15 protein-coding genes are annotated in these 18,230 nt (G+C 63.7%); 9 read left to right on the top strand and 6 right to left on the bottom strand.

What is annotated here, in order from left to right; translation table 11 throughout:
* Position 1 precedes the first annotated feature (1 nt).
* Complete coding sequence (locus JQ573_RS30580; RefSeq protein WP_249132530.1) at positions 2–376, bottom strand: hypothetical protein; 375 nt, start codon at positions 374–376, stop codon at positions 2–4.
* A gap of 241 nt (positions 377–617) precedes the next feature.
* On the opposite strand from JQ573_RS30580, the gene JQ573_RS30575 reads away from it, so the two are divergent.
* Entirely contained in the window at positions 618–2,513 is a 1,896-nt protein-coding gene (locus tag JQ573_RS30575) for a caspase family protein (RefSeq protein WP_212311978.1), read from the top strand.
* A 115-nt stretch (positions 2,514–2,628) separates the two neighbouring features.
* Here the strand turns inward: JQ573_RS30575 and JQ573_RS30570 are convergent, their stop codons facing one another.
* Positions 2,629–3,366: an N-acetylmuramoyl-L-alanine amidase gene (locus JQ573_RS30570; protein WP_212311977.1), complete on the bottom strand. Its 738-nt coding sequence runs from the start codon at positions 3,364–3,366 to the stop codon at positions 2,629–2,631.
* Positions 3,367–3,678: 312 nt separating this feature from the next.
* Here JQ573_RS30570 and JQ573_RS30565 point away from each other — a divergent pair, with 312 nt between their 5' ends.
* Both JQ573_RS30565 and JQ573_RS30560 read left to right on the top strand, forming a co-directional pair.
* Complete coding sequence (locus tag JQ573_RS30565) at positions 3,679–5,229, top strand: toll/interleukin-1 receptor domain-containing protein (RefSeq protein WP_212311976.1); 1,551 nt, start codon at positions 3,679–3,681, stop codon at positions 5,227–5,229.
* A complete protein-coding gene (locus JQ573_RS30560; RefSeq protein WP_212311975.1) occupies positions 5,222–9,400 on the top strand; it encodes a WD40 repeat domain-containing protein in 4,179 nt (1,392 codons plus the stop codon). The genes JQ573_RS30565 and JQ573_RS30560 overlap by 8 nt, the downstream gene beginning before the upstream one ends.
* Before the next feature lie 89 nt (positions 9,401–9,489).
* Here the strand turns inward: JQ573_RS30560 and JQ573_RS30555 are convergent, their stop codons facing one another.
* A complete protein-coding gene (locus tag JQ573_RS30555) occupies positions 9,490–10,170 on the bottom strand; it encodes a DUF1345 domain-containing protein (protein ID WP_212311974.1) in 681 nt (226 codons plus the stop codon).
* Positions 10,171–10,188: 18 nt separating this feature from the next.
* The gene (locus JQ573_RS30550; protein WP_212311973.1) at positions 10,189–11,109 is read right to left on the bottom strand and encodes a polyprenyl synthetase family protein; all 921 of its coding nucleotides are present in this window, start codon (positions 11,107–11,109) and stop codon (positions 10,189–10,191) included.
* Positions 11,110–11,310: 201 nt separating this feature from the next.
* Between JQ573_RS30550 and mtgA the strand changes: the two genes are divergently transcribed.
* From mtgA to JQ573_RS30530, 4 genes are all read left to right on the top strand, one after another.
* On the top strand, positions 11,311–11,982 hold the full coding sequence (gene mtgA / locus JQ573_RS30545) for a monofunctional biosynthetic peptidoglycan transglycosylase (protein ID WP_212311972.1): 672 nt from the start codon (positions 11,311–11,313) through the stop codon (positions 11,980–11,982).
* A 157-nt stretch (positions 11,983–12,139) separates the two neighbouring features.
* Positions 12,140–12,325: a 50S ribosomal protein L32 gene (rpmF, locus tag JQ573_RS30540; RefSeq protein ID WP_021077536.1), complete on the top strand. Its 186-nt coding sequence runs from the start codon at positions 12,140–12,142 to the stop codon at positions 12,323–12,325.
* A 228-nt stretch (positions 12,326–12,553) separates the two neighbouring features.
* Complete coding sequence (locus tag JQ573_RS30535) at positions 12,554–13,186, top strand: hypothetical protein (RefSeq protein ID WP_212311971.1); 633 nt, start codon at positions 12,554–12,556, stop codon at positions 13,184–13,186.
* A 19-nt stretch (positions 13,187–13,205) separates the two neighbouring features.
* A complete protein-coding gene (locus JQ573_RS30530; RefSeq protein ID WP_212311970.1) occupies positions 13,206–13,676 on the top strand; it encodes a nuclear transport factor 2 family protein in 471 nt (156 codons plus the stop codon).
* 15 nt (positions 13,677–13,691) lie between these two features.
* On the opposite strand, the gene JQ573_RS30525 is transcribed toward JQ573_RS30530, so the two are convergent.
* Entirely contained in the window at positions 13,692–13,976 is a 285-nt protein-coding gene (locus JQ573_RS30525) for a hypothetical protein (protein WP_212311969.1), read from the bottom strand.
* Between the two features lie 219 nt (positions 13,977–14,195).
* Here JQ573_RS30525 and JQ573_RS30520 point away from each other — a divergent pair, with 219 nt between their 5' ends.
* On the top strand, positions 14,196–15,887 hold the full coding sequence (locus tag JQ573_RS30520; RefSeq protein WP_212311968.1) for a bifunctional diguanylate cyclase/phosphodiesterase: 1,692 nt from the start codon (positions 14,196–14,198) through the stop codon (positions 15,885–15,887).
* A 191-nt stretch (positions 15,888–16,078) separates the two neighbouring features.
* Here JQ573_RS30520 and phaR read toward each other — a convergent pair whose 3' ends face one another.
* Complete coding sequence (gene phaR / locus JQ573_RS30515) at positions 16,079–16,669, bottom strand: polyhydroxyalkanoate synthesis repressor PhaR (RefSeq protein ID WP_097671126.1); 591 nt, start codon at positions 16,667–16,669, stop codon at positions 16,079–16,081.
* A gap of 313 nt (positions 16,670–16,982) precedes the next feature.
* Between phaR and JQ573_RS30510 the strand changes: the two genes are divergently transcribed.
* On the top strand, positions 16,983–18,161 hold the full coding sequence (locus tag JQ573_RS30510; RefSeq protein ID WP_212311967.1) for an acetyl-CoA C-acetyltransferase: 1,179 nt from the start codon (positions 16,983–16,985) through the stop codon (positions 18,159–18,161).
* Positions 18,162–18,230 lie beyond the last annotated feature (69 nt).

Genomic DNA, 18,230 nt, shown 5'->3' with positions numbered 1-18,230 from the left:
CTCAAGGCAAGTTCTTGCCCTGAGTTTGGTCCGCTTGCACCACTGGTGTCTCGGACGGCCCCAGCGAGAACGCGAGCACGACGTTGTCGGCGCGCTGCTTGAATTCCTTGCCGACTGCGGTGCGCGCTGCGTCGGCAAGTTCCTGCAATGGCTTGTCCTGGAGCAGGTTCGGGAAGGTAACAGTCACCGATGAGAGCCGGCCATTGTGCCAGTTGAAGCCGACCGCCGGTTTGACCCCCACCATCGCAAAGAGGTCGTTCTCGACCGCTTTGGCGTGCTTGAAGCCGTCGAACACGGCGTCGACCAGGCCGCATCCCGCGACGCAGCCGGCCAGCAGCGCAAGCGCGAGGAGATTTCGGGCCATGCCGCCGATCATGCGCGATCGGCCGGCTGGAACCGGTGCGCTTGTGCCCTGCATGACGTCCTCCTTGTTCTCGTTGCTGCTGATCGTGCACGAAATGTCGCAGCCCGCCAAATGCGAACCGGTGGCCGCTTCCGCCGACTAATCGTCAGGATGGCATGGTCCACGCCGGCACCGATCGTGAGGTGCCTCACAAAGCCCGCCGCTTGCTTCTGGTAATTGGACCTGCATGCTAGGAAACGGCGAGAGTGTCGCCATGAACGGGTCTGGGCCCTTGAAACTGAAACGACTGCTGCTCGCCGTCGCGGCGTTGCTGCTGATCGCCTGCCGGCCGGCCTTCGCCGAGAAGCGCGTGGCGCTGGTTCTCGGCAATTCGGCCTATCGGAACACCGCGCCGCTGGCCAACCCGGTCAACGATGCCTCGGTGATGGCCGCGACGTTGAAGAATGCCGGCTTCGACGTGGTCGACTTCCGCAGGGACTTGCCGGCTATCGAGACCCGCCGCGCGCTGCGCGAGTTCGCCGACCTCGCGCGCGATGCCGATATCGCGCTGGTCTACTATGCCGGCCACGGCATCGAGGTCGACGGCGCCAATTATCTGATCCCGGTCGACGCCCGGCTGGAGCGCGATACCGACGTCTATGACGAGGCGTTTTCGCTCGATCGTATCCTGGTCGCGATCGAGCCGGCTAGGCGACTGCGGCTGGTGATCCTCGATGCCTGCCGCGACAATCCGTTTGCCAAGACCATGAAGCGGACGCTGGCGACCCGGGCGATCGGGCAGGGGCTCGCCAAGGTCGAGCCGACCAGCCCGAACGTGCTGATCGCCTATTCCGCGAAGGCCGGCTCCACCGCGGCCGACGGCGACGGCAAGAACAGCCCGTTCACGATCGCGCTGTCGAAATTCCTGCCGACCCCCGGCCTCGATGTCCGCCGCGCCTTCGGTTATGTCCGCGACGAGGTGCTGAAGACCACGAATAACCGCCAGGAGCCGTTCGTCTATGGCTCGCTCGGCGGCGAGGACGTGCCGCTGGTGCCGGCACCGGCCAAGCCGGCCCCCGCCGCTGCCGCTGCCGCCGCCGCGCCCGTTGCGCCCGCACCGACGCCGCAGTCGGAGGCCCGTCGCGATTACGAGCTGGCGCTGCAGATCGGCAACAAGAGTGCGATGAACGCCTTCCTCGCCCAATATCCGAGCGGCTACTACGCCAACCTCGCCAGATTGCAGCTGGAGAAGTTCACCGCCGAGGACGCGCGCGTGGCCGCCACCGAGAAGGCGCGTCTGGCCGAGCAGGAGCGCGCCCGGCTCGCCGCCGAGGGCGCGCAGAAGGCGCAGCAGGCCAGGGCCGAGGCCGACGCGAAGGCTGCCGAAGTGGCGCGTCTTGCCGCGGAACGGGCCAAGCAGGTCGCACAGGACCAGGCCGCGGCCGCCGAGCAGAAGCGCCAGGCCGATACCGCGCTCTCCGATCGTGCCGCGACGAACAAGGCTGTTCCCGATCAAGCGGCAACGCAGGCTGCGGCCGCACCGCCGGCGCCTCCCGAGAAGACCACGACCGTAGCCGCATTGGCCACCGGGTCACCCGAGGTGGACGTGGTCAAATCGGTGCAGGCCGAGTTGCGCCGCGTCGGCTGCCTGACTGGCACCGTCGATGGCGACTGGAACGCAGCCTCGCAGCGCTCGCTGACGCTGTTCAACCGCTATGCCGGCACCAAGCTCGACATCAAGACCGCGAGCGTCGACACCCTCGATGCCGTCAAGCTGAAGCAATCCCGCGTCTGCCCGCTGGTCTGCGAGCACGGCTACAAGGCTGACGGCGATCGCTGCAGCAGGATCGTGTGCGCCGAGGGCTCGTTCCTCAACGACGACAATGAATGCGAGAAGCGGCGTGAGCGGAAGCCGGTCGCCAAGCGCGACAGCGACGAGCGTCTGCCGCGCCGTGACCGCGAACGCGCCTTCCGTCCGCAGCGCGAGCCACAGGTCCCGTCCGCAGACATTCCGCGCCCGCAGGGCCGTGCAAGAGCGGAAGGCGGCGGCAGCGGTCAGATCATGTGCGATGCGTATTTGTGCCGTCCGGTCAGGCGCGGCTGCCATCTCGAGTACCGCGGTGGCGGCGGCCCCGGCGGCAACGTCGGTAATGTCGAGGTCTGCAACTAGCGAGGCATGTTGTCCCTCGCCCGTTGTGGGAGGGGGCCGACCCGCCGGCTTGGCGGCTGATGATATGCATTGCCGACTGATCGGCTGCTACATCGTCCGAACCGGCGGACGACTTTCAGTCGCCAGCCCGAACGTCACAGAATGCTTCCACAGCGTCATTCACCGAAGCGGTGATCAAATCACGTCGCTCCGGTGAGTTCATTTGCAGCTCCTCCGTGCGGTTGATGATCGATCCCGCTTCGAACAGGACGGAAGGCATCTTGGTTTCTTTGAGCACGATGAGCTGATCGTATCGGTAAATCCCGAACTCAGCGTCCACCAGTTCGTGCTGGTACTTGCCCATGATCGTCTCCGTGTACTGGCGGGCATATTGCAAGCCGCGTGCCTTCAGCTGTTTCCCGAGGAGCGTCGCGAACAGCACGCTCGCATCGTAGTGCGGATTGTCGCGGGAAACGAAGAGCGAATAGCCGCTAAATCGATCGCTGAAATGACTTGGCGCTCCTTCAAACTCCCAATCTTCACGTAGCTGGTCCGGAACGGAATCGTGGTGAATCGAAAGGAACAGGTCTGCGGGAAGCTCGTTTGCGTCGCTCGCCCGCTTAAACAGGCTTGGCCTGGCCTCGCCTTCGGTCACGAGTAGCACGCTGCCGGCAAAACCATCGGATGCCAGTCGTCTTTGAATCTCCTGACTTAATCGAAGGTTGAAGTTGTACTCGGTGACGTTGCGAGCACTCAGCGCGCCCGGCGCCTGGACCGTATGTCCGACGTCCACGACAACGCGAAAACGTGAGCGATCGCATTTCGCGGTACCGCGAGCTCCCATCGACGACGCGCTGACGGGAAGTGCCATCATGAGCACGAACGCCAGGACCGAAATCGGCCCGAGAAACAAACAGCAAAGCACCTTCGACGAGTGCGCGCACGGCACATAGCTGGCGCAGGCCGGGTGAGGGGCTGACGTCAGGTGCCACCTCTCAAATGCCTCCACACTCCGACAATTGGGCACAGAGCCGCTGTTCATCCAGATCAGCTGATCTTCCCTCCATCTACCAATGCGAGCATTTGATATTACCCCAAATTTCAACTACAACTAGAGGATTTTCAGGTCTGCCAGTCCGCCCAAGCTGGTTCGGTGCAGAAGTTATTGTGTCGATTGAGGTCAGCAATGCGTGAGATTTTCATAAATTATCGACGCATCGACACCATGGAGGCCGGCGGTCATTTGTACGCGGATCTTACCCGAATGTTCGGTAAGGACGCCGTGTTCATGGACTTGAGGGGGGACAGCATCCCTTGGGGGGAGGATTGGGATAAGGCGCTAAGCGACGGGCTGGAGAATTGCGAAGCCCTGGTGGCGCTGATCGGACCGCGATGGTCTACCTGCGAACGATCGCCCGGCCTACGGTCGCTCGATGCTCCCGATGATTGGGTTCGCAGCGAAATCGCCACGGCGCAGAGGCGGTCGAAGAAGATTCTGCCGGTGCTGATCGGAAGGGATAAGCCGCCTCTGGAGAACGAGCTGCCTGCGGAGCTCAGGGAGCTGGGTTTTCATAATATCCAAGCCTACCAGATCTCGGAAATCCACTGGGAGGCTGATACAGAGCGGCTGGTACAGGCCTTGAAGCGCAATCCCAAGCTCAAGCAATCCAATGACCTCGCGACCGGCGAGATAGGCATTCGGCAGCTCGAGAAATTGATCCGTCGGAACGCGCAAGTCGCCGACGCGGTCAGCCGCTCGCGGGTCGTGATCGAGACCGCCGATCGGGGGGTCGACGAGATTAGATTGCTCAAGAACGTCCATGACGCGCTGCATGAGATCGAGTCGAAATCTCTCATTCCCATTCGCAGCGAGTTGCAGGTGCTCGAGTCGGGCCTTGATTTGGCGGAAACCGTCACAGTCCGGGCGCTGGCGAGCGCCCAAAGGAAATTCAAGCAGCAGGAACGCGATATACAAGCGTCGCAGCGCCAGTTGGCCGAAATCGTTCCGAGCCTGAGCGGGCTGTTGGGCATCGAACTGCCCGAGCGTCTGCAGGCTGCAGCCCTCGCATTCGATAACGTGACCAGCACGCAAGCCACCGCGGACTTCGACCATCTCGTTGGCGAGCTGGAAGGGTTGGGAGGCGCGATACCGGCGCGGTTGAACGACGAGATCGAACGGGCAATGCGGCAACTGGAATTGCACGAGTTGCGGGATCTGATGACTGCCGTGGTGTGCCTGCTGGATCCGGCCGCCGCCGCGAACCGCGAACTTAAGCCCATGTTCGCGGGTATCGACGCGCTGAACGACTTGCGCGGGAGCTTGGCATCGCGTGTGCGAGACCACGGTCTGTTGCAGGGCCTCGACAACAAGCTGCGCAGCATGTTCGGCGGCCAATACAGGATCGGCACATGGGACAATGCAAATCGTGCCGGTCTGACTGCAAATTGGAAATCCATCCAGAGGATGCGCGAACGCTTCATGGCGCCGTTCTCCCCCGTCTTCGAGAACCGTCGGCAGGATCTGGAGGAACTCGAGGCCGGCATTAGAACCGCAATCGCAGCAGGCGACAAAGCCGGCATCGTCCTGGGGCTGCTCAACGACTATGCCAATGAGGTCGGCGAGCTCTTTCGCGAGGTAGATAGTGACCTCAAGAGCTTCTGTGCCGAGTTGCGTGAGACGACGCTGCCGTTGAAGGCGATTCTCCAGCAAATTGAGCCGGAGCCCCAAAATGTCTGACTCACCGGTTGCCACCGTGCAGCCGGCGCCATTCGACGACGCCGCCGAGATGCGCCGGGTGAATTCGGACCTGCTCCAGGACATGGACCGGCGGCTCGGAAACGACAGCAGTCCGGAAAGCGAGATCGCTGCCCTGGGGGCGCTTGAATCGAACATCCGCTGCTTCCTCGACCGTGGTGCGACCACCGGAACCCTTGTCGAGGATATCAAGGAGCGGACAGCCTGCCAGGTCTTGCTCGACTACTGGTCTTCCATGTTGTCGCATGCCGGGATTCGTGCCCCTCGGCCGCGCCTTGCCCCATTCGATGCCGAGCGCCTGCCTGATCTCGGTGACGACAAGTGCCCCTATGTAGGGCTGGAATCGTTCCGCAGCAGCGCTTTCTTCTTTGGCCGCGAAACAGCCGTCACCAGTTTGCTGCAGCGCTTGGACGAGGTGCCGCTGGTCGTGGTCGAGGGCGCGTCGGGAAGCGGCAAGTCGTCGCTCGTGATGGGCGGCGCGTTGCCGATGCTTCGGACCGTCGATGGCGCGCCAAAATTTCGAGTGGTCGGACCATTCGTCCCCGGCAATGCGATGCTCGAAAATCTGGTGGATGCGCTTAATGCGGCGCTGCCCGATGCGCGGTTCGATCGTATTGCCGAAGCCAAGGCGCTGCGCGACAATCCGGCTCGCTTGCCCGAGATGCTGGCCGTGGTGGCCGCAGCGCCGGCCCTGCTGGTCGTCGACCAGTTCGAAGAGGCATTCACGCTGTGCGACAATCGCGATTGCGCCGCAATGGCCGCCGCCATTGATGCACTACTGCAATCGAACCCGGCTAACCGTGTCATCCTCACGTTGCGCGAGGAATTCGCCAACGAAATCGACAAGCTCGAATTGCTGCGCCCGTACGTCGCTCGGCACGCGCGCTTTTCGATGAAGGAATGGTCGATGGGCTATGACGAGCTCAGGGCGGCTGTCGAACGACCGGCGGCCCTCGTCAACCTGCATCTGGCGCCGGGTATCGTCGACGACATGATCAAGAGCGTGCTCGGTCAGGATACCGCACTCCCGCTTTTGCAATTTGCCCTGATGTCGCTGTGGAAGAGGCGGGACCACAATCGCATCACGCGCGAGGTCTACGAGCGGGTCGGCAGCCCGCTGATCGCGCTCGAACGTTACGCCGAGGACTTCTACAACGGATTGTTTCCGGAAAATCGAGAGGAGGTGAAGCGGATCTTGCTCGAGCTCGTGCGCATCGACCGGATGATGGAGGCTTATCGCGAGCCCCGGATGCGGCGCACTTTGCTTGATACCGGAAACCCGCGTACTCCCGGAATGCTCGAGCTGCTCGCGCGCGAGGACTTCTTGCGTATCACCCCGACGGCCGACGGTGATGCGACGGTTGAAGTCAAGCACGAGGCTCTGTTGCGCAATTGGTCCCGCTATGTCGGATGGATCGGCAATAAGCGGGAGGCCGTGCGGCAGCGGTTGGCGCTGACCGAGGCCGCACGACGCTGGGATGCGCGCGGTCGTAGCCCCTCTACAGACCTGTTGAGTCCCTGGCAGTTGCACGATGCGCTGCGGCTGACCGGCCTGGACCAACTTGAGCGGGATTATGTGCAAGCCAGCAGGGACCACGTAGATGCGGACCAGCTCGCGCGCGACCGGGAAAAGCAGTTCAATTACTTCCTTAAGGCATGTGCGGCCGTCGCACTGGTCGTGCTCCTGGGCAGCGCTCTCTGGGTCATGTGGGCGCGCACGGATCGCGATCGCTCGGAGGTTTTGGCGGATTTTGCGCGCGCTACCGAGGCGTCATATGGCGGCCAGATCAACCGTGCACTCATTGTGGCGCTGCAGGCCGGGATCAAGGTGGCAGCCTTGCCAGACAATATCCGGGGCGAACTGCACCCGCAGTTGCGCGAGGTCTTGCTGTCGACACTTCTGAACGCGACCAATCTGAGGCGGCTGTTCGTCGAGGATGGCGCAGTCTTCAATGCGGTCGCTTTCCATCCCACGCGGCCCGATCAGTTGCTTGCCTTCGGGGGCAGCGATGGCCAGCTTTACCTGGCGAGCTCGGCAGATGGCACAGGATCATTCCCACCGTCGCTCAAGCCCTGCGCCGACGATCAGGGAGTTTCAGCCCTGGCGTTCGAACCTCACGGACGCTTCCTTGTGATCGGATGCCGCAGCGGCGAGCTGTCGGTATGGTCGGCCGACGATTGGCATCGAATCGGCAGCACGAATGCCTCGCCTGGCTTGATCAGAAGCATCAGCATCCGGAGAGACGGCCGTCTCGTCGCAGCTAGCGGAAAAGAGCACGTCGTATTGATTCAACTTGACGAGCGGGGCGACCCGTCCACGCAGCCAGTCAAGTCAAGTGGGGGAGTTGCAGCAGCCGCAATTGTCCAAACCGTAGCATTCTCACCGGTTGATGACACACTCCTTGCCGGCGATGGTGATGGCAACGTGCTGATCTGCGAAACGGCCCCCGAGCAATCCTGGGATTGCAAGCGCCCGTCGGGCTATACGCGTACGGAAAACGACGCGATCTTGACATTGACCTACTCGCCGGACGGCAGCCAGGTTGCCATCGGTCACTATTGGCGCGGCGTCGTCGATCTATGGGACACCCAATTCTCTCCCGCCAGCCGCAGGACGATCTACCATCAGAGTCCTTCCGCCGTGTATAGCCTGGCCTTCTTTGAAGGCTGCGGGACTTGGCAACTCGCGATTGGCTCGAGTAGCGGCCTGGAATACAGCCCCGTCGCTGACAGCTTGCACGAATCCGAGCCGTCCGAATTCTGCGCAAAGGCCAGATGGGCCCATATTGGAGACCAGACCTACGGTCTCGCGGTCGACAGCCGCAGCGGCCTGCTGGCTGCAGCGACACTCGGTGGCTATGTCGCGGTATTGGATCCTTCAAGCAAGCAGGGCTCCCTGCGTGTCCGCATACCGGCAGCCACTCGCAGGCCGATACGTGGTGCACTTCTCGCCGAGGAGGGGGCGACCGCATGGATCGCGCTGAAGAGCGCGCCAACTGATGCCGAACAATCGGGTGTCGCAATTTTCGAGCTCGGAGAGGGGCACGGAAATAAAGTCGTCCAGTTCGCCGCCGGGAAAGGAGAGGTTCAGCGGTTCTCGGCCAGTACGCACACTCGGCGTCTTGCCACGATCGGCTGCACACGATCACTGCCCCCCAAGGACTGTTTGCGAGACGATCCCTATGAGGTCACGATCTGGCAGTTCCAGAATCTCATGAGTGCGCCGCCCGAGCGTCTTGTGTCACTCGGCAGTTCCGACTTCATCACTCCCGACTTCAAGGGCAAAGCACCTCAGCGGGCTGTGTTGAGTCCGGACGGGCAGTGGCTCGCGATTTCGTTCCAGTACGGCTCGGGGCCTTCTAAAACGCTTCAAGGTTCGTCGGAGCCCATATTCGTTCTGAGGCTCGACAATCCCGCCAGGGGGACGTGGATCAGCTCCGATCTACGACACGTCAGGGAGATTGCATTCAGTGAGGATGGCAGGACGTTCGCGGCGGGGGGTGCGATCGGCGATACCGAAGGAGGCGTCGATCAGATCCGACTATGGTCCGTGGATAAATTTGGGTTCACGCCAAAGAAATGGGCGTTGCCACTTACGCCCTTCTCTCGACGTGTACAGGACCTCGCCTTTGCGCATGACAAGAAGGGCCGTCTGATATTGCTCATCGGCGGGCAATTCGGGACGATCACCTTATGGGATCTCGGCCCCGGGGACGCAGGCGAGGTCCGGGTTGACACGCATGGCGCCTCGTTCATTTCGTTCAGCCGAAATGAATCGCTGGTCGCCATAGCCTCGTCGCAGGGCGTTGTCCGTCTGTGGGGCGGAGCGCGCTGGCCGCCATTCGAACTTACACCGCAGGGAGACGACACGGGAACGCCGGGGTTCCTAGCCTTTGCGGCGAACGGCACGCGGCTCATATCCGCTGCCGACCAGATAGATTTCTGGGATCTCGATCCGGCCTCGCTCCAGCGCAAGGCCTGTGCCTTGCTTCGCAAGGTGGGGTCGAACAAGGTTGATAAGGAAACGCCGTGGTGGAGAAACGAGCAATGCCGGGATGCCCAGGCGCTTTACCCGCGCTCCATTCTCGCTCGCGTTGAGGACTTTCTCCGAAGGGTGTGGGCAGAAATGCCGTTCAGGGCCGGAACCAACTAGGCCAGGCGATCTCTGCGCTGTACGTTCGTACTTTTGCGATTTCGCAGTGACCCGCTTCTTGACTGCCTTATGGCTCTACGCCCGTCAGGCTAGATCGCACTCGCTGCGATATTCACCATCAGGGCCAGCAGCGCGGTGTTGAACACGAACGAGATGATGCCGTGCACGGTTGCGATGCGGCGGATGATCTTGTCGGTGATGCCGACGTCGGAGACCTGCGCGGTCATGCCGATCACGAACGAGAAGTAGACGAAATCCCAGTAGTCGGCGTCGGCATGCTCATCGCCGCTCGGAAACTGCAATCCGCCGGGCGTCTTGCCGCGGTAGAACTCGTGGGCGTAGTGCAGCGCGAAGGCGGTGTGGACTGCCGCCCATGACAGCGTGATGGTGGCGATTGCCACCGCCAGCCCGGCCGGGCTGCCCTTGGATGCGCCGAGTTCAAATACGATGGCCAGGAGGCTCGCCAGCGCGCCGAACGCGGTCAGCAGCAGGATCAGGAAACGGCCATCGTCCTGCAGGATGGCGCTGCGCTTGATGTGGGCGACGCCACAGCGCAGCATCATCACGTAGGCAAGCGCGAGATACAGCGCGGCGAAGGCGTCCCAGCCGGCCAGCATGCGGGTGACGAGGCGCATCGAGCCGGGGATCAGCAGCGCGACGGCGATGCCGACCGTGATCGAAACGAAGGTGCGCGGCCGGCCCACCACCACGCGGACCGGCATCGGCAGCTTGCGGAAACGAACAAGGCGATCGTCGAACTCCTTGCTCATTTCGCGGTTTGCTTTCGGCTAGTTCTTGCGCTCGGCGACGAAGCGGGCGGCTGCGCGCAGCACGTCGCCCCGGTTCCCGAACACCGACAGCGCGGCGTCGGCGCGTGCCAGGAGGTCGCGCACGCGCTGCTTGGCGCCGTCGATGCCGAGCTGGGTGACGAAGGTGGTCTTGCCGAGCACCGCGTCGGCGCCTGCCGGCTTGCCCAGTGCGGCGGCGTCGCCCTCGACGTCGAGCAGATCGTCGGCGATCTGGAACGCTTCGCCGAGCGCTTTGCCGTAATCGTCGAGCGCCTGGTATTCCTTCTGCGAGGCCTGGCCGAGGATCGCGCCGGCGATGCAGCCGAAGCGGAGCAATGCGCCGGTCTTCATCTGCTGCACGCGCGCGACATCGACCGGCTCGCGGTCGCCGAAGCGGCCTTCGCCGGCGAGGTCGAGGATCTGGCCGCCGGCCATGCCGCCGACGCCGGAGGCGCGCGCCAGCGCGCGGGTCAACAGCAGGCGCACCTGGGCGTCCTTGTGGATCGCATCGCGGGTGATGATGTCGAAGGCAATCGTCAGCAGCGCGTCGCCGGCGAGGATCGCGGTGGCGTCGTCATAGGCCTTGTGCAGGGTCGGGCGGCCGCGGCGCAGGTCGGAATTGTCCATTGCTGGCAGATCGTCGTGGATCAGCGAGTAACAGTGGATGCATTCGAGCGCGGCGCCCACCAGCAGGGCGGATTGGCGCGGGATGCCGAACACCGCGGCGCTCTCGACCGCGAGGAACGGCCGCAGCCGCTTGCCACCGCCGAGGCTCGAATAGCGCATCGCCTCGATCAGCCGCTTCGGGCGCACGATCTCGTCGCTCTCGGTCGCATCGGACAGCAGTTTGGCGAGCAGGGCTTCGGTATCCTCCGCGGTCTGGTCCAGCCGCTTGGAAAACTCTGCAGTACCGGTCGTCATTAAGAATTGCTCCAGATCGATTTTCGGCCGGACAATCGTTGATGGGATCGGCTTCGTCAATTCCCGCCCTGCGACGGATTGCGCCTTAAAAGTGCTGGAAAAACCGTGAATTATCCCACAGACGTCTGATGGCGCCGGCCGTGTTCTGGCGGGCGGGTCCTATAATCCTCCCTGGAAAGGTCCTCCCCGGAAACCCCAGCTTTGCGCATTGTCCGGATTTTATTGCTGCTTTTGCTGGCGCTGCTGTTGCTGCCCTATCTGGTGACGCCGTTCTACCGCACCGGTCAGCCAGTTTCGGCCCTGATGGCATGGCGGACCCTGCGAGGGGCTCCGGTGACGCGGCATTGGATCGATTTCGGCGCCATGTCGCCCTCGCTGCCGCGGTCCGTGGTCGGCTCGGAAGACGCCCATTTCTGCAAGCATCGGGGCATCGATTGGGGGGCGCTGCGCGAGGTGATCGACGACGCCGGGGACGGTGAGGCGGCCCGTGGTGGCTCGACCATCACCCAGCAGGTGGCCAAGAACCTGTTCCTGTGGCCCGGCCGCAGCATGATCCGCAAGGGGCTGGAACTGCCGTTGGCGCTCTGGATCGATTTCGTGCTGCCGAAACAACGGATCCTCGAAATCTACCTCAACATCGCGGAAATGGGGCCATCCGGGCAGTTTGGGGCCGAAGCCGGTGCTCAATATGCCTTCGGCCGGTCGGCGGCAGAGCTGTCACCCCGGGAGGCGGCGCTTTTGGCGGCGATCCTGCCGAATCCGGTCAAAAGGAGTGCCCGGAACCCGGGTCCGGGGGTCCGCAGGCTGTCCGGCACCTATATGGCCCGGGCCAACACCGTGACGCGCTGCTGGCGCGAAAATCGCGGCTCTTGAGCGCGATTTCGGGCGGATTTTGCTGTCTCCAGGCCTAGATTTACGCAGTCCCTTCCTCTATAAGCGCGGCCTTACCGGCATCGCAGCTTGCGCTTCGAAGCGCTGAGCCCGTCCGCATTTCGGACGATGCCTCCGCAACACCCTAGAGGACACCGTCATGGCCGTTCCCAGAAGAAAAACCTCGCCGTCGCGCCGTGGCATGCGCCGTTCGGCCGACGCGATCAAGACCCCGACCTATGTCGAGGACAAGGACTCCGGCGAGCTGCGCCGTCCGCACCACCTCGACCTGAAGACCGGCATGTACAAGGGCCGCCAGGTCCTGAAGGCCAAGAAAGAGTCCTGATCGGACCTTCGGCTTCCGCGCCGCTGGCGGGAGCATGATCGGGAAAATTGCGTAGCGGTTTTCCCTCGCGACAAACGCCAAAGGCGTTTGCGCGGAGATCGTCCTCCGATCAAGACGGCGCTGCGCCTGAATTCGGCCAACGAGTGCGGCCAAGACGGGCGCGTCGGCGGCGGGGCCAATGAGCATCGCCGCATTGCTGGTTCTCCCTGAATTAAGGCGCAAGCCCCGATGGTCGGTTTTCCGCTGCTGCTCGTTCCGCTCGCGGTCTACAACATCATCGCCTTCCTGATGCCCGGCGTGTCCTTCACGGACCCGCTGATCAGGCTGACATTGCTGTCGGGCGAGCAGTGGCAGATCACGCTCAGTGACATGCTGCTCGCCGCCGGCGTGCTGCTGTTGCTGCTCGAGGTCATCAAGGGCGCGCGCCCCGGCGCGAAATATCTCACCGACCATCTGCTGTCGCTGATCGTGTTCGGCGCGGCGGCCGCCGAATTCGTGCTCTGGCCGAAATTCGGCAACTCGACCTATTGCCTGCTGACGCTGCTGGCGCTGGTCGATTTCATTTCCGGAATTGCGCTGCGCACCCGCCGCCGTGCGGTGGTCGCGCCCGCGGCACCGGCGCCGGTCAGCAAGTCACAGCCCGCCGCGGTCGAGACGCCACGGCCCGCGCCTGCGGTGGAGCCTGCCCCGCCACGGCCCGAGCCTGCACCTATCGTCACACCGGCGCCCGCCGCGCCGGTCCCGCCAGCGACGTCAGTTGCGGAGTCCGTGCTGCTCGATCAATCGGTGCCAAAGCCCACGGTCAATTCGCCGGATTTGCAGCCCGGCGGCCAGCCATCTCCGGACACGCCACAACGCTAGAGCGTTCTCGAGGACGATCATGAGCGGAGAAACGGCCCTTCCGATCGCCGATTCGACGACCACTCGATCGATCTTCGACTGGCTGGAACGGTTCGCCGCCTGCGTCAGGGCGGTCGACTATGCGGCCGCCCGTCCGTTCTGGCATTCGGACATCATCTCGTTCGGCACCTATCAGGAACTCATCCAGGGCCGTGCGCGCTGGACCGAGATGCAATGGGACAATGTCTGGCCCCGCACCGCGGATTTCGCCTTCGATCTCGCGCATACGCAGGTGCTGATCAGCGCCGACGGCGGCATGGCGACAGTGATCACGCCATGGACGAGCACCGGCTTCCATGCGGACGGCAGCCGCTTCGATCGGCCGGGACGGGCGACGATCATTCTTGTGCGTCAGGCGGACGGGCGCTGGCTCGGCATCCATTCCCACATGTCGCTGCGCCGCGGCGTGCCGCAGGACAGCCACGGCAACCGGCCCGTCAAGGCCCATTGATCGCGAGATGATCAGCTAGATGATTTGCCGGGTCCGCCGCGCGACGCTGCGGCGTTCGTCGACATGCGGGCCGTAGGCGCTCTGCGCGTCGGCCAATGACCCACGCCGCAGCACGCAGGTCTGCGGCTCATGGGCGGCGGTGGCGATCAGATGGGCCACAAACGACGGATCGGCATGCGCCAGAGGGATCTTGGGCGCCCAATGGGTGGTCGCGGCCAGCGGCACCAGAGCCGTGCCGGTCGCCCCGGCAGTGTCTGTGAACTCGCCGTCCTGGACCTCTGATTGATCGAATTCGCGCATCGCGTGCGACCCGTTGGAGCGTCATAGTTTGGGACGTTGCGTCCCTCTGCAATACCCTCATGGCAAGGGTCATGCCCGCCATCCCCAGTTCGTTCCGCGGCAATCGAAAACGTGGTTTCCAGATTATTTATCAAGTTCTCCTAGCGTTGGATTCGCCGGAACCACTATCCTGAGAGTGTATAGAATCACCGGGTCCCGTCCCAAATCGAGACATTGTCGATGCTCCCTGTCCCGCCCGCTGCCAGCATCCTCGCCTCGCTCGGCCAGGCGACTTTCGCCTGGGACCTGGCGAGCGATGCGATTGCCTGGAGCCACAATGTGGCGACGGTGTTCCCGGACATCCCGGTCGCGGCGCTGGCCAGCGGCACTGAGCTCGCAAAGCTGATCGAGCCCATGCGCTCGGTCCGATCAGATGCGCTCGGCCAGACCGGACCGGCGCGGGGCGGCGAGGGCGTTCCCTACCGGATCGAATATGGCGTGCGGGCCGTGACCTCGGCGCCGGTGATCTGGATCGAGGAGACCGGCTGCTGGTTTGCCGGCGCCGACGGCAGGCCGGCGCGCGTGCAAGGCGTCGTTCGCATCAACAATGAGCGGCACGCCCGCGACGAGCAGCTCGTGAAGCTGTCGCGGCACGATCCGCTGACCAACGAGCTCAACCGCACCCATCTGATCGCCTCGCTCGCCGAGTCCATCGAGGAGTGCGCGCGCTTCCGCACCTCTTGCGCCTTCATGCTGATCGGCATCGATCATCTGGCGCGGGTCAACGATGCGTTCGGCTTCGATGTCGCGGACGCCGTCATCGCCGAGGTGGCGAAACGGATTCGCGCCCGGCTGCGCAGCGGCGACATGCTCGGCCGCTTCTCCGGCAACAAGTTCGGCCTGATCTTGCGCAACTGCACCGTCGACGACACCAACGTCGCCGCCGAGCGCTTCCTCGCCGCGGTGCGCGACGAGGTGGTGCCGACCAGGTCCGGCCCGGTATCGGTAACGGTCTCGATCGGCGCCGTCACCATCCCGCGCCATGCGAAGTCGGCGGAGGAGGCGGTCAATCGCGCCCAGGAGACGCTGGACGCGGCCAAGGGCCGCCGCGCCGGATCGTTCGCGCTGTGGAAGCCGAATGTCGAGCGCGATGCCCAGCGCCGCGTCAACATCCGCGTCACCGACGAGATCGTCACCGCGCTGAACGAGCGCCGTATCGTGATCGGCTTCGAGCCGGTGGTCGATGCGCGCTCGCGGCAGCCTTCGTTCTACGAGTGCCTGGTCCGCATGGAGCAGGAGGACGGCCAGGCGCTGCTCGCGCCCGATATCGTGCCGGTCGCCGAGCGGCTCGGCCTGATCCGGATGGTCGATCATCGCGTGCTGGAGCTTGCGATCGCCGAGCTCGCCTCTGCCCCTGGCGTGCAGCTCAGCCTCAACATCTCGCCGGACACCACGATGGATCCGGACTGGTGGGCCACCATCGAATCGCTGATGCACGCGCATCCCGGCGTCGGCGAGCGGCTGATCGTCGAGATCACCGAGACGGTCGCGATCCAGGATATCGACGACGTCCGCGGCTTCGTCACGCGGCTGAAGAATTTCGGCAGCCGGATCGCGATCGACGATTTCGGCGCCGGCTACACCTCGTTCCGCAATTTGCGCAAGCTCGGCGTCGATATTGTCAAAATCGATGGCGCCTTCGTGCAGAACATCGTGCGATCGGCCGACGACCGCGCCTTCGTGCAGACGCTGATCGATCTCGCGCGCCGCCTTGAAATCAAGACCGTCGCCGAATGGGTGCAGGACGAAGAAGCCGCCGTGATGCTGCGCGAATGGGGCTGCGACTTCATCCAGGGCCGCCTCATCGGCCTCGCCTCGCCGGACCGGCCGTGGAACGCGTCGGCGGAGAAGGTTGTGCCGGCTGCGGGTTAGGACGACGCGCCACTATAGACCCGTCATCCTGAGGAGCGCGTAGCGCGTCTCAAAGGATGCACGGCCCGGATGTGCAGGCGCATGCAATTCCCTTGCTGCACGAGCGAGGCCGTCGACCCTTCGAGACGCGCGCTGTGCTCGCTCCTCAGGGTGACGGATCACAAAGCTGAACGCGCTGCGCGACGCTACGCCTACTCGTCCTTCTTCGCCGGCTGCGACATGCGCTCGAGGCGTTCCTGCATGTCCTTCATCTGGCGGCGAAGGTCGTCGATGTTGCCGTCGTCGGCCGCGGGCTCCGGCGCCTTCTCGGCTTCAGTGCCGCCACGTTGCGGCACGAACGGCTTGAACATGGAGAAGGTCTGCTGGAACAGCTCCATGTTGCGGCGGACCTGTTCTTCCAGGGGAGCAAACGGCGTCCCGCTCAGGGCGCCCGCGATCTGCTTGCGAAATCTCTCCTGTTCCCGGGTCAGCGTATCGATCGACTGCTCGAGATATTTCGGCACCACCATCTGCATGCTGTCGCCGTAAAACCGGATCAGCTGGCGCAGGAAGGTGGTCGGCAGCAGGTTCTGTCCGGCCTTGTTTTCCTGTTCGAAGATGATTTGCGCAAGCACGGAGCGGGTGATGTCGTCGCCGGTCTTGGCATCATAGACGAGGAAATCCTCGCCTTCCTTCACCATCGCCGCGAGATCCTCGAGCGTCACATAGGTGCTCGTACCGGTATTATAGAGCCGCCGGTTCGCGTATTTCTTGATCGTGGTCGGTTGTTCAGATTTTGCCATGGGCTCACACTTCAACACCGAAGGACCTGGAACCCGGCAGCATCGCCGCTGGGCTAAATGCAACGCATCGCAGCAAAGGTAAGCATTTTCAAAGCCGTTCGGCTACCGTTTTGTGCTGCACGGTTAATCCCAAAGCAAAGGTATTGCTCAGGAAAGTGCCAAGGACGTCATTTTGAGTGCGTCGCGGCGCGATTTGCGCGTCAGCGCGATTGACATGGCTCAATGAGGTTTACAGGATAGCCGTTAAGAGACAGGTCCGCCAAACCGGCCGCCCGCCGTCGAGAAACCCAGCTACAACCCATAGGAGATGTCCATGTCAGACGATGTCGTCATCGTCAGCGCCGCCCGCACCCCGGTCGGCAGCTTCAACGGCGCGTTCGCCACCACGCCGGCCCACGACCTCGGCGCGATCGCCATCAAGGCGGCGCTGGAGCGTGCCGGCGTCGAGGGTGGTCAGGTCTCCGAAGTCATCATGGGCCAGATCCTCACTGCGGCGCAGGGCCAGAACCCGGCCCGCCAGGCCTCGATCGCGGCCGGAATTCCGGTGGAAAGCCCGGCCTGGGGCGTCAACCAGCTCTGCGGCTCGGGCCTGCGCACGGTGGCGCTCGGCTACCAGGCGCTGCTCAACGGCGATTCCTCGATCGTGGTCGCGGGCGGCCAGGAGTCGATGAGCATGGCCCCGCACGCGCAGTATCTGCGCGGCGGCGTCAAGATGGGTGACCTTCAGCTGATCGACACCATGATCAAGGACGGGCTGTGGGATGCCTTCAACGGCTACCACATGGGCAACACCGCCGAGAACGTCGCCAAGCAGTACCAGATCACCCGTTCGCAGCAGGACGAGTTCGCGGTCGGTTCGCAGAACAAGGCCGAGGCGGCGCAGAAGGCCGGCAGGTTCAAGGACGAGATCGTCCCGGTCACCATCAAGTCCCGCAAGGGCGATATCGTGGTCGACACCGACGAGTATCCGCGTCATGGCGCGACCATCGATGCGATGGCCAAGCTCCGCGCGGCGTTCGAGAAGGACGGCACCGTGACCGCCGGCAACGCCTCGGGCATCAATGACGGCGCCGCCGCCGTCGTGCTGATGACCGCCAAGGAAGCTGCCAAGCAGGGCAAGAAGGTGCTCGCCCGCATCGTCTCGTGGGGCCAGGCCGGCGTCGACCCCAAGATCATGGGCACAGGGCCGATCCCCGCCTCGCGCACCGCGTTGAAGAAGGCCGGCTGGAACATTGCCGACCTCGACCTGATCGAGGCCAACGAGGCGTTCGCGGCGCAGGCCTGCGCCGTCAACAAGGACCTCGGCTGGGATCCGGCCAAGGTCAACGTCAATGGCGGCGCGATCGCGATCGGCCATCCGGTCGGCGCGTCGGGCGCCCGCGTGCTGGTGACGCTGCTGCACGAGATGCAGAAGCGCGATGCCAAGAAGGGCCTCGCGACGCTCTGCATCGGCGGCGGCATGGGCATCGCTATGTGCGTTGCACGCGACTGAACAAGAGGCAGCGAGGTCGGTTAGGTGATGAAAAGATCATCTGTCAACCACGGCGCGAGCTGATAGAAA

This window comes from Bradyrhizobium sp. AUGA SZCCT0105, assembly GCF_018129565.1.
In the GTDB taxonomy this organism is placed as follows: domain Bacteria; phylum Pseudomonadota; class Alphaproteobacteria; order Rhizobiales; family Xanthobacteraceae; genus Bradyrhizobium.
This window is presented reverse-complemented; position numbering and strand designations above follow the sequence as displayed.